Origin of the sequence: Streptomyces sp. NBC_00259 (assembly GCF_036181745.1) — a bacterium.
Taxonomy (GTDB): Bacteria; Actinomycetota; Actinomycetes; order Streptomycetales; family Streptomycetaceae; genus Streptomyces; species Streptomyces pratisoli.
Map to the genome: position 1 here is coordinate 3,187,850 of NZ_CP108080.1, position 11,879 is coordinate 3,199,728.

Sequence of the window (11,879 nt, forward strand, 5' to 3'; positions counted from 1 at the left end):
GTAAACCGCCGGGATTTCCGGTGCGCGGGTAAACCGGTCCCCGGCCCCGGGCGTATACCCCGTGAGATCTCACCACCGACCAGCACTACGGAGCCGCACGTGACCGACGAGGAGTTCGAGGAGTTCTACGGCTCCGGTGTGAAACAGCTGGTCGGGCAGGTGTACCTGGTGACCGGGGACCTCCACGAGGCCCAGGACGTCGTCCAGGAGGCGTTCGTACGGGCCTGGAGCCGGCGCTCGGGGCTGCGGCGCGACGCCGGGCCCGAGGCCTGGATACGGACGGTCGCCTGGCGGCTCGCGGTCAGCCGCTGGCGGCGCCGGGGCCGGGCCGCGGAGGCCTGGCGGCGGCATCACCGGGAGGGCCGGGCGCCGGGCGCACCGGAGCCGGATCCCGGCACGGTCGCGCTGGTCGCGGCGCTGCGGCAGCTCTCCGAGCGGCAGCGGCGGGTGGCCGTCCTGCACTACGTGTGCGATCTGTCCGTGGCGCAGGTGGCGGCGGAGACCGGCATGGCCCCCGGGACCGTCAAGTCGCATCTGTTCCGCGCGAGGGCCGCACTCGCACCCCATCTCGACGACTCGGCCGACGCGGTCGGCTCGATCATGCCGGAGGAGCACGGTGTCTGACTTCGACGAGCAGGAAGCCCCGCTGGCGGCGGCGCTCAAGCGGGCGGCCGCGGCGGGCGGGGCCCTGGCCGTGCCCGTCCCGGCCGAGCGGGTGTCGGCGCTGGGCGCGCGCCGCAGGGCCCGCAGGGTCGCGGTGGCGGCGGCGTGCGCGGTGTGTCTGCTGGCGGGCGGCGCCACGGTGGCCGCGGTGCAGCTGACCGCGCAGGGACCGACGGCACCGGCCGCACCGCCGACGCCCGCCGACTCGGGCAACGGGACGTCCCCGTCGCCGTCGGTGCGCCCGTCCCCGGGCGAACCGAGCGTCTCCCCCACGCCGACCCCGCCGCCGACCGCTTCCCCGAACGTGCCGTCGACCGTCCGTCCGACCGCGCCGCCGACGGCTTCCGCCAGCACACCACCGAGCGATTCCCCCACCGGGCCGCCGTCCGGGACCCCCACCGCCACGCCGACCGGAACGCCGACTCCCACGGCCTCCCCCACCCCCGGCGACGGCTGAGCGGGCGGGCGGCCACGCACCCCTGGGGCAGCCGGGCTCCTGAGACGGCCCTGGGGCGGCAGGACACACAACGGCTCCGGCCCGGTGAGCGTGGAGGACGCTCACCGGGCCGGAGCCCCATCCTACGGAACCACCCCGTCCACTCCGGCTACTCCGTGGCGATGGCGTTCAGTACGTTCATCCGGCCCGCCCGGAAGGCCGGGACCAGCGCCGCGAACAGTCCCACGAACGCCGACCCGACGAAGACGTACAGGATCGTCGGCCACGGGATCTCCAGGACGCCGAGGCCCTCCAGGGCCAGCAGCTTCTGGGCCGCGGTGCCCCAGCCCATGCCCAGGCCGAGGCCGAGCAGGGCGCCGAAGAGGGCGATGACCACCGATTCCAGGCGGATCATGCGGCGCAGCTGGCGGCGGGAGAGGCCGATGGCGCGCATGAGGCCGATCTCCCGGGTCCGTTCGACCACCGACAGCGCCAGGGTGTTCACGACTCCGAGGACCGCGACGATGATGGCGAGCGCGAGCAGCCCGTAGACGATGTTCAGCAACTGGCCGACCTGGTCCTTCAGATCCTGCTTGAAGTCGGTCTGGTCCAGCACCCGGTACTGCGGGTACGCCGCCAGGGCGTCCTTGAGGGCCGCGTAGGCCTCCTTCTCCTGGCCCTCCTTCGCCTCGGCGAACATCATGATGTTCTTGGGCATCCGCTCGGGCGTGAAGTACCGCTCGGCCGTGGTGATGGCCATGTACATCGCGCCCTTGTCGACGTTCGTGTCGTCCGAGGTGATCGCCGCGACCCTGAGCTTCGCGGTGTCACCGTTCGTGAACGCGACGGTCATCGTGTCGCCGACCTCGACGCCGTGCCTGCGGGCGTAGTCGTCGCCGACGGACATGGCGTCCTTGCCGTACGCCGCCTTCAGGTCTCCGGCGACCGTCTCGCGCCGCAGGTCCTGCGCGTACGTCGGGTCCGCGGCGACGAGCCAGTTGTCCTGCGAGGACGTGCCGTCCGGCGCGGTGATCTTCGCCTTGACGCCCTTGTACTCGGTGACGTGGGCGATGCCGGGCGTCTTCTCCAGGGCCTTCTGGGCCTGCGGCATGATCGGGCCGTTGGTGGTCTGGACGATGAAGTCCGCGCCGACTGACTTGTCGAGCTCCTCCGTCGCCGAGGCGACCATGGACGAGCCGACGACGGACAGACAGGCGACGAGCGCGAGGCCGATCATCAGCGCGGCCCCGGTGGCGCCGGTGCGGCGCGGATTGCGCAGCGCGTTGCGTTCGGCCATCCGTCCGACCGGGCCGAAGACCCGCAGGACGACCGCGCCGATGACCCGGACCACGCCGCCCGCCAGCAGCGGGCCGATGACGATGAAGCCGATGAGGCTGAGGACGACACCGACGCCGAGCCACATCGAGCCCTCGGTCGCCTGGTCCGCCCGCGTCGCGAGCCACAGCCCCGCGCCTCCGGCGCCGGTGAGGACCACGCCGAGGATGCCGCGTACCAGACCCGCCTTGCCGTCCGCCGGGGTGCCGGCGTCCCGCAGCGCGGCCATCGGGGAGACCTTGCCGGCCCGCCGGGCCGGGATGTACGCGGCGAGGACGGTGACGACGACACCGAGGACGAGGCCGACGGCCGGGGTCGTCCACTTCACGGTCAGGTCCTGGGTGGAGAGGTTCATGCCCATCGACGACATGAGCTCCATCAGCCCGATCGCGAGGCCGACTCCGGCGGCGACACCGGCGATGGACCCGATGGTGCCGAGCAGCAGCGCCTCGATCAGCACCGAGCGGTTGACCTGCTTGCGGCTCGATCCGATGGCCCGCATCAGACCGATCTCGCGGGTGCGCTGGGCGACCAGCATCGAGAAGGTGTTGACGATGAGGAAGATGCCGACGAGGACGGCGATCCCGGCGAAGCCGAGCATCGCGTACTTCATGACGTCGAGGAAGCCGCCGACGTCCTCGCGGCCCGCGTCCGCCGCTTCCGCCTGCGTCTGGAGCTTGTACGGGCCCTCGGCGACCGCGGCCACGTTCCTCTTCAGCTGCTCGTCACTGACGCCGGGGGCGGCGGTCACGGCGATGTGGGTGAACTCTCCGGTCCTGCCCAGGAGTTCACGCTGGGCGGTGGCCGTGTCGAAGTAGACGACGGCCGCGCCCGGGTTGGTGACCTTGAAGGAGGCGATGCCGGAGATCTTCGCCGTGAAGTCGCCGGTGACGGCGATGGTGCGCAGCTCGTCACCGATCTCGAGCTTGTGCTTCTCGGCGGTGTCCGCGTCGACCATCACATCGGTGGGGCCGCGCGGGGCGTGCCCGGAGGTGATCTCCATGGTGCGCAGATCGCCTTGTGTCCAGCTGCCGGCGATCGTCGGGGCGCCGTTGCTGGAACCCATGTTCTCGTTGCCGGCGTCGACGACGGTCACGCTCATGGAGACGACCCCGCCCTCGGCGGACTTCACGCCCTGTGCCTTCTCCACCTTCGACAGGAGGGAGGCGGGCAGCGTCTCGGGCCGGCCGTTCTGCGGCGTCTCGTCGTCGCCCTCGGCGCCCTTGGGGCTGACGGTGACATCGGCCGAGGTCGCCGCGAACAGCTTGTCGAAGGTGGTGTTCATCGTGTCGGTGAACACGAGCGTGCCGGACACGAACGCCACCGACAGCAGGACGGCGATGGCGGACAGCGCCATGCGTCCCTTGTGCGCGAAGAAGTTGCGCAGCGAGGTCTTGAGTACGGTCACGACGTCCGTCCCCGGGCGTCGAAGTCCTTCATGCGGTCCAGGACCTGGTCGGCGGTGGGGTTGAACATCTCGTCGACGATCCGGCCGTCGGCGAGGTAGAGCACACGGTCGGCGTAGGAGGCGGCCACGGGGTCGTGGGTGACCATGACGATGGTCTGGCCGAGTTCGTCGACGGACCTGCGCAGGAAGCCCAGCACCTCGGCGCCGGCCCGGGAGTCGAGGTTTCCGGTCGGCTCGTCCCCGAAGATGATCTCGGGGCGGGCGGCGAGGGCGCGGGCCACGGCGACACGCTGCTGCTGCCCGCCGGAGAGCTGGGTGGGCCGGTGCCTCAGCCGGTCCGCGAGGCCGACGGTCTCCACGACCCGGTTGAGCCATGCGGCGTCCGGCTTGCGGCCCGCGATGTCCATCGGCAGCGTGATGTTCTCGATGGCGTTGAGGGTCGGCAGCAGGTTGAACGCCTGGAAGATGAAGCCGATCCGGTCCCGGCGCAGCCGGGTGAGCTTCTTGTCCTTGAGCCGGGTGATCTCGGTGTCGTCGAGGTGGATCTCGCCCGAGGTGACGGTGTCGAGTCCGGCGAGGCAGTGCATCAGCGTGGACTTGCCGGAGCCCGACGGGCCCATGATCGCGGTGAACTGGCCCCGCATGATGTCCACATCGACGTGGTCGAGCGCGACGACCCGCGTCTCGCCGGACCCGTACGCCTTCACGACCTGTCGCGCTCGCGCGGCGACGGCCGTACGCCCTCCAGTGCCCCCGTGCCTGGGGATGGTCACAGCCGTTGTCACGGTAAGTCTCCTATGTCGGTGAATCGCGGCGTCGACCGCGCCGCGTGCGGTACGAGTCTGCGGGGAGAAGCGGTCCCGCCGCGCTGGTGCACGGCGCAGTCCTGGGCGGGGGTTTTCCCCACCCCTCGGCGGCCCGGCCGTCCGGGCGCCGTCGTAAGTACACGTTAAGGACGGGCTCGTGACCCTCTCGTCCTCCAGGGGGACGAACGGTCCCTGGCCGGACGTAAGGAGGTCCCCCTAGGGGTCCCCGGCCCCCGGCGGATTCCTGCCCCTGAACGCGCAAACCCGCCTCGCCCGGAGCCGAAGGTGAGAGGCTGTGTCCCGCGGAGATACGTGCATAGGGAAGGGACCTCGATGAGCGCGGGCGGGTCGGGCGGCGCGGGCGGCGCGGGCAAGGACCGGACGGGCGCGAACGAGACCGCCACGGGCGCGGGCGCGGAGATCGAGCCCGGCGGCGGCGCCGGCACGAACCGCGCGGGCCGGGACGCCGGCCGCGCGAGCACCCCGACGAGCGCGGGCGCGGGCACCCCGACGAGCGCGAGCACCCGGGCCGGCGCGGGCACGGACGGGCCCCGTGCACGGGGTACCGGCAACGGCGGTTCGGACCGTACGAACAGGGCGCCCGCCGGGACGACCCGCCGCCGGGGGCCGGTGGTCGCCGCGCTGATGCTCGGCATGGCGCTGGCCGCGCTCGACGGCACGATCGTCTCGACCGCGGTTCCCCAGATCGTCGGCGATCTGGGCGGCTTCTCCGTCTTCTCCTGGCTCTTCTCCGGCTATCTGCTCGCCGTCACCGTCACGCTCCCCGTCTACGGAAAGCTCTCCGACACCTTCGGCCGCAAGCCCGTCCTGATCGTCGGCATCGTGCTCTTCCTGGCCGGTTCGCTGCTGTGCGCGGCCGCCTGGAACATGGCGTCGCTCATCGCCTTCCGCGTCGTTCAAGGTCTGGGCGGCGGGGCGCTCCAGGGCACGATCCAGACGATCGCCGCCGATCTGTACCCGCTGAAGGAGCGGCCCAGGATCGTGTCGAAGCTGTCCACGGTGTGGGCGGTGTCGGCGGTCGCGGGACCGGCGGTGGGCGGCCTGATCGCCGCGTACGCCGACTGGCGCTGGATCTTCCTGATCAACCTGCCGGTCGGCGTCGTCGCGCTGTGGCTGATCGGCCGTCATCTCGTGGAGCCGGTACGGGAGCGGGGACCGCGCCCGAGGGTCGACTGGCCGGGAGCCCTCGCGATCTTCCTCACCGGGGCGCTGCTGCTCACCGCGCTCGTCCAGGGCGGGGTGGCCTGGCCCTGGCTCTCCACGCCCTCGCTCGGGCTCTTCGCGGGAAGCGCGGCCGCCGCGGCGATGACCGTACTCATCGAGCGCCGGGCGGCGGAACCGATCATCCCCGGCTGGGTGTGGCGGCGCCGCACGATCGCCTCGGTGAACCTCGCCCTGGGCGCACTCGGACTGCTGATGATCGCCCCCACGGTCTTCCTGCCCACGTACGCCCAGTCGGTCCTCGGACTCGGCCCGATCGCCGCCGGGTTCGTGCTGTCCGTGATGACGCTCAGCTGGCCGGTCAGCGCGGCGTACTCCAACCGCCTCTACAACCGCATCGGCTTCCGCAACACATCGATCACAGGCATCGGCGCGGCCCTGCTGATCCTGCTGGCCTTCCCGCTGCTGCCGTATCCGGGCGAGCCCTGGCAGCCGGCGCTGCTGATGCTGCTGCTCGGGGCGGCCCTCGGGTTCTTCCAACTGCCGCTGATCATCGGCGTCCAGTCGACCGTGCCCTGGGCCGAGCGCGGCACGACGACCGCGTCGGTGCTCTTCTGCCGCCAGGTCGGCCAGAGCGTCGGCGCGGCGCTCTTCGGAGCACTCGCGAACGCGGTCCTCGCCGCCCGGCTCGGCGGCTCGGGCGACCTGGACTCGATCTCCCACACCCTGGCGGACGGCACCCCGTCGGACGGCCTGCGCCGGGCGGTGGCGTCGGCGGTCGACCACGTCTTCGTCGGATCGGCGGCAGCGGCGGGCCTGGCACTGCTGGTGCTGGTGTTCCTCGCACCGCGCAGGTTCCCGGTGATCCCGGAGCCCGCACGCGAGGACGCCACGGGCTGAACTCCGGTGACGTGAGGCCTTCGTGAAGTTTTGATCACTCACCAGGCGCAATCGATCATGCCCACGTCGCCGCCGATTACGGTGGAACGGCGAGACAGCTCAGACGACAACGGGGGAAGTCCATGGCATGGGACGAGTGGGAGCAGGCCAAGGCCGCGGCCGCAAGTAGGTCCGAATCGACGCAGATGAGGCTGAACCAGCTTCCGGCGGAGGGCAGCGGACCGAGCGGCACGGGTGGCGGAAGCGGGGATCTGGTCGTCCACGACGACGTGCTGGGCAAGCTGGGCGACATGGCACGCGCGCTGAGGGAGCAGTTGTCGAACTACGGCGATCACGCCCGCGTGGCCACCTTCGAGGCCTCCAACGACCTCTTCAACAGCGGTCTCGACATGGGAGCGGGCCTCCTCCAAGTGCATGACGCGTGGAACACCAAGCTGGCCACGCTCAAGGAGGCCTGCGGACACATCTCGAACGGCCTCGACTATTCACGCTCCACGCACAGGAAAACGGAGCAGAAGCTCGTGCTCGGCATGAACGCATTGGACGGCACGCCGATGACCCAGTCACGTATTTACGACCAGATCAAGTGACTCGACAGCAGACGCGGATTGTAGCCGTACCAAGGCAACGGGGAACGAACTCATGGTGACCTACCAGGAATTGCACGATCTCAATCTCAGCAAGCTGAACACCGCCGTTACGCATTGGCAGCAGATGCTCAGCAAGCTGGTCATCCTGGCCGACGGAGGGGACGGCGGGGTAAACGCCGCCGACCTCGAGAAGAAGGCCAACGCGGCCGACTGGAAGGGTGACAGTGCCACCGTCACCAAGAAGTTCACCACGACAACGGCACGTCAGTTCGACGACATGGCCACCGAGGCTCGCAGCATTCACAGCATCCTCCAGGATGCCCACACGAACCTGAAGAAGCACAAGGAAGACCTCGGTACCGCGGTCAGCACCTGGGCCAAGAAGAACATCTACATCAACTCCAATGGAAACGCGCAGTACGCCGGACCGCCCCGGGAAGTGGAGGGCGCGCCGCCGCCACCGACCCAGGAAGAGCTCGACTCGGCACAGCGCGACATCGACCGGATCATGGCGGCGGCCAACGAGACCGACCGGATCGCCGCGCGTGCGCTGCGTAAGCACGCCGAGAGCAAGTACGACTTCGACGAAAAGGGCTTCAAGGACCTGAACGACGCCGACCGGCAGCAGGGCATCGAGGACGCGGACGCGATGATGCGCCTCGCCTCGAAGGGCGACGCCCTGACCGATGCCGAGTTGAAGCGCTTCAACCAGGTCGCCGGGTACCACCGCGACAACCCCGCCTTCGCGGAGCGTTTCGCGACCAAGCTGGGCCCGGAGGGCACCCTCACGTTCTGGCGCAGCCTCGCCGACCCTGGCAGGGGAAACACCCCGGACCCGGACAGCGACCGCGCGAAGCTCCTCGCCAAGGTGCAGGACAACCTGGGCATCACCCTCGCCAACGCCACCCGCGTCGACACTCCCGCCATGCAGGAGTGGAAGGACCGGATGATCGCGCTGGGCGACGACCAGATCAAGCACCCGAACGGCATGCCCAGCGCGCCGTACGGCTTCCAGGTGCTCGGCCCGTTGATGACCGAGGGCAAGTGGGACACCGAGTTCCTCAGCAAGTACGGCAAGTCAGTGATCGAGTTCGAGCGCAAGTTCGACGATTCCGTACTCGGCGGACCGGACCAGGTCTGGGAGAACCGCTTCAACCCGGCCCAACTCTCTTACCCGCCCGGCGGAACCAAGCCGGACAGCGACCCCGTGGCCAACCTGATGGAGGCACTCGGCCACAACCCGGAAGCGGCGCTGAAGTTCTTTGACGAAACGACCGGCAAGGGCGACAAGGTAATGTCGAACTGGGAGTACCTGGTCGACAAGGACGGTGAAGGAGCCCGTAAGTGGCCCACCGATGACGACGGCAAGACGACGGGGTACGAGAACCTCGGACACGCGCTGGAGTCGGCGACGCTCGGGTACGCGTACGACGACCCGGACCCGTCCGTCCCGCAGATCAAGAGCGGCAACGACGCAGAAGCCAAGGCCTCGCAAGAAGCGCGGGACATGCGCACCCTGCTCATGGACCGGGTCGTCGACCACTACTCGACAGCCGACAAGATCGACAAGCAGGAGGGCATCCGCGACAGCCTGGCGAACATGGCGGCCGGCCACATCGACAGCCTCAACTACTCGATGGCCGACTGGGGAGGCAGTGGGGAGGCGACGGACAGGGGCGGCTTCTTCGGTGCCGACGGCAATCGTCTCCGCGATTTCGGCGAGTCGGGCAGCAAGAACTTCCTGCGCTCTCTTGCCTCCGACGAGGAGTCCTACGAGACGGTCTCCGTCGCCCAGCAGGTGTACGGGGCCAGCTCGATGGCCGCACACGGCGACAACCAGCAGGACGCGCTAGACGCCGGTGTGAGCAGCGCCAGGATGCACGGCCTGTTGGACCAGGCCCGGGCCGAGGCCATCGGCAAGGAGTTCGCTGAGGACAAGGACCAGAGGAATCTGGAGCTGGAGAAGCAGGGTGAGTGGCGCAAGTTCGCCGGCGAGGCTGCCGTCGGTGTCGGAGTCGGCGTGGCGACAGCCTTGGTCGTCCCCACCGGTGGAGCAGCGCTGATCGCCGTCCCCATCGCCCTCGAGACGGTCGGCGGCGCGATCAACACCCAGATCTCCGTCGACACACTCCAGTGGCTCAAGGACCACGAGTTCGAGAACTTCGACGACTCGGTCGCAGGCATCGACAAAGTCAAGTACGACGGAAGCAGAAATGCCATGACCCCTCTCCTGAACTACGCAGAGGAAACCGGGATGACCGCAAGCCAGGTGCGCGATCTGGTGGAGCGCGCGGAGGGCAAGTACTACGACGGCGGACGGCTCGGTGGCACCGAAGCCGCCCGGGGGTGGTGACCGTGAACAGGCCGCTCGCATGTGCCACCGTGATCGTCCTGCTGCTGGGTGCCGCTGCCTGCACCACCGGCAAGGACAAGGAGACCGAGGGTGGGGCCACCCCCACCACTGCCGCCGACAACGACTCCACCTGCAAGCAACTCCTGGGCGAGCCCGGGCTCAAGTGGCTGGAGGACCGTACGGGAGGCAAGGCGCGCCTGGAGGTCGTCGACGATCTGGAAAGAGCCCGCTCGCTCTTCCACCGGCAGGTGAAGGACTGGACACCGGAAGAGACGGGGGTGCCCACGTTCCTAAGGGCCCGTCCCTGTCTGGCCACGACGGACGCCGCGGATACCGAGAAGCAGCTCGAAATCCGTTACGGCCCCTCCTACTTCCCCTTCGATACGTCTTTCGACGAAGCCACTGGCGTCAGCCCGGCGCAGACCGAGACGCCGGTGAATCCCGCCGTCAAACTGGTCCACGGCAAGGACAGTGACGGAATCGTCCGCTACCGCGTGTACGTCAAGTGCAAGATCCCCGGTACTCCTGCCGAGCAGGAGAACGAGATCCCCATCGAGGGGCGTCTGACCGACTCGCTCACCGGCGAGACCAGTACCCGCGTTCACCTCACTCATCTGTTGCACTCCGCCAAGGTGGTCGCCGACAGCTTCGGCTGCGAGAACAAGCCTGCCGTCCCTGCCGAACCCCCCGCCTCCGTGAACTAGAGCCGGCGCGGCGGGGCCTGTGGGCCCCGCCGCCGAAGACCGAAGAGGACAAGACCGTGCGAGACCTGCGCACCCTCCTCATCGACCGGCTCGTCGACCACTACTCGACGGCCGACTGAGGAGGCACGGGAGAGGTAGCCGACGGGGAGCAGTTCTACGGCTGTGAGGCGAACCGCTTCCGCGACTTCGAAGAGCCGACCTCTGCGAGCTTCCTGCGCGCCCTCGCCCAGCAGGTGTATGGCACGAGTCAATAGCCGCGCACGACGGCACCCACGACGACGCGATGAGCGCAGGCCTGAAGAGCGAGCGTCAGGATGCACGGGCCTCTGGACGAGGCGCGCGTCGAGGCCATCGGCAAGGAGTTCCACGGCGACATGGAGCAGCGGAACCTGGAGATCGAAAAGCAGGGTGAGTGGCGCAAGTTCGCCGCCGGGGCCGCTGTCGGCGCCGGTGTCGGTGAGGCGACAGCCTTGATCAAGGACAACGAGGACGACAACCGCGACGACGCGGTCGCGGGCATCGATCAGGCCAAGGCAGACGGATCAGCAAACGCGATAGCCCCTCTCATCAACTACGAAGAGACGCACGGGGTGCCAGACAAGGGATTTGACCGATGGGTCCACGAAGCTGAGGAAGCGTACATCGACGGCGGACACATCACCGACACCAGTAACTCCCCCCAACCTAGGCTGGTGACCATGAGAAGGCTTGCCACGCTGGCCGCTCTGACCTTCGTTCTCCTGGGCGTCGGCGCCTGCACGTCAGACAAGGGCAAGGACGCGGCCGCAGAGGCCACCCCCGACGACTCCACCTGCAAGCAGCTCCTGGGCGACGCCGGACTGAAGTGGCTCAAGGAACGCACCGGGGACAAAGCAGGCCTGAAGGTCGAGAGCGACCTGAAAACCGCGCGTTCGCTTTTCCACCAGCAGATTGAGAACTTCTACCGGAAGGCAAAGGAACCGGGCCCCAAGGACCCCTTGGCCAACTGGTTCCAGAAAGCCGAGGTCTGCGAGTCGAAGAAGGACTTCACGAAGCGAGGAAAGGAGCTCGAAATCCTGTACGGGCCCGCCGCCACCGCATTCGACCACAACGTCAATCGCGCTTCCAACGGCGGGTTCAAGATCGCCGAGACTCCGGTGAACTCCGACGTCAAGCTCGTAGACATGACGGACCCCGGAGGGAAGATCTCCTACACCCTGCAGGTCAAATGCAAGATCCCCGGCACGCCCGCGGAACAGGCGAATGAGATACCGCTCGAGGGACAAATGCTCGACACGCTCACCGGCGAGACCAGCGCCAGGATCCACTACACCCACCTGCTGCACTCCGCCAAGGTCGTGGCGAACACGTTCGGCTGCGAGAACAAGCCCGCCGTCCCGACCGAACCCCCCGCGTCCGTGAAGTAGAGGCCGCACGGCGGGGCTCGTGGGCCCCGCCGCCGAGGGCGCTCCTTCGCGTGACCCGACCGTTGCCGAAACGACATACCTCCTGGTCGGTAACCC

At 68.9% G+C, this 11,879-nt stretch carries 9 protein-coding genes; 7 read left to right on the plus strand and 2 right to left on the minus strand.

Annotated features, from left to right (window positions below):
* Positions 1-99 precede the first annotated feature (99 nt).
* Complete coding sequence (locus OG766_RS14210) at positions 100-624, plus strand: SigE family RNA polymerase sigma factor (RefSeq protein ID WP_266378729.1); 525 nt, start codon at positions 100-102, stop codon at positions 622-624.
* Positions 617-1,120, plus strand: a complete 504-nt coding sequence (locus tag OG766_RS14215; protein WP_266378731.1) for a hypothetical protein — start codon at positions 617-619, stop codon at positions 1,118-1,120. The genes OG766_RS14210 and OG766_RS14215 overlap by 8 nt, the downstream gene beginning before the upstream one ends.
* 148 nt (positions 1,121-1,268) lie before the next feature.
* Here OG766_RS14215 and OG766_RS14220 read toward each other — a convergent pair whose 3' ends face one another.
* A complete protein-coding gene (locus OG766_RS14220; RefSeq protein ID WP_266378735.1) occupies positions 1,269-3,842 on the minus strand; it encodes an ABC transporter permease in 2,574 nt (857 codons plus the stop codon).
* Positions 3,839-4,627, minus strand: coding sequence for an ABC transporter ATP-binding protein (locus tag OG766_RS14225; protein WP_266378737.1), 789 nt, complete (start codon positions 4,625-4,627; stop codon positions 3,839-3,841). The genes OG766_RS14220 and OG766_RS14225 overlap by 4 nt, the downstream gene beginning before the upstream one ends.
* 354 nt (positions 4,628-4,981) lie before the next feature.
* On the opposite strand from OG766_RS14225, the gene OG766_RS14230 reads away from it, so the two are divergent.
* The 5 genes from OG766_RS14230 to OG766_RS14250 all read left to right on the plus strand — a co-directional run bounded on the left by OG766_RS14230 (position 4,982) and on the right by OG766_RS14250 (position 11,783).
* Positions 4,982-6,730 (plus strand): MFS transporter, encoded by a 1,749-nt coding sequence (locus tag OG766_RS14230; protein ID WP_328725471.1) that lies wholly within the window; start codon positions 4,982-4,984, stop codon positions 6,728-6,730.
* A gap of 122 nt (positions 6,731-6,852) precedes the next feature.
* Positions 6,853-7,320 (plus strand): hypothetical protein, encoded by a 468-nt coding sequence (locus OG766_RS14235; RefSeq protein ID WP_266378740.1) that lies wholly within the window; start codon positions 6,853-6,855, stop codon positions 7,318-7,320.
* Between the two features lie 52 nt (positions 7,321-7,372).
* Positions 7,373-9,673, plus strand: a complete 2,301-nt coding sequence (locus OG766_RS14240; RefSeq protein ID WP_328725473.1) for a hypothetical protein — start codon at positions 7,373-7,375, stop codon at positions 9,671-9,673.
* Between the two features lie 2 nt (positions 9,674-9,675).
* Positions 9,676-10,377 carry a hypothetical protein gene (locus OG766_RS14245; RefSeq protein WP_266378746.1) on the plus strand — a complete coding sequence of 234 codons (702 nt, stop codon included), beginning with the start codon at positions 9,676-9,678 and terminating at the stop codon, positions 10,375-10,377.
* A 314-nt stretch (positions 10,378-10,691) separates the two neighbouring features.
* On the plus strand, positions 10,692-11,783 hold the full coding sequence (locus OG766_RS14250; RefSeq protein WP_328725474.1) for a hypothetical protein: 1,092 nt from the start codon (positions 10,692-10,694) through the stop codon (positions 11,781-11,783).
* The last annotated feature ends 96 nt before the right edge of the window (positions 11,784-11,879 follow it).

Excerpts from the sequence above, each read along its gene's own strand:
- OG766_RS14230 (WP_328725471.1), top strand. The coding sequence starts at position 4,982 with ATGAGCGCGGGCGGGTCGGGCGGCGCGGGCGGCGCGGGCAAGGACCGG.
- OG766_RS14235 (WP_266378740.1), top strand. The coding sequence starts at position 6,853 with ATGGCATGGGACGAGTGGGAGCAGGCCAAGGCCGCGGCCGCAAGTAGG.
- OG766_RS14240 (WP_328725473.1), top strand. The coding sequence starts at position 7,373 with ATGGTGACCTACCAGGAATTGCACGATCTCAATCTCAGCAAGCTGAAC.
- OG766_RS14250 (WP_328725474.1), top strand. The coding sequence starts at position 10,692 with ATGCACGGGCCTCTGGACGAGGCGCGCGTCGAGGCCATCGGCAAGGAG.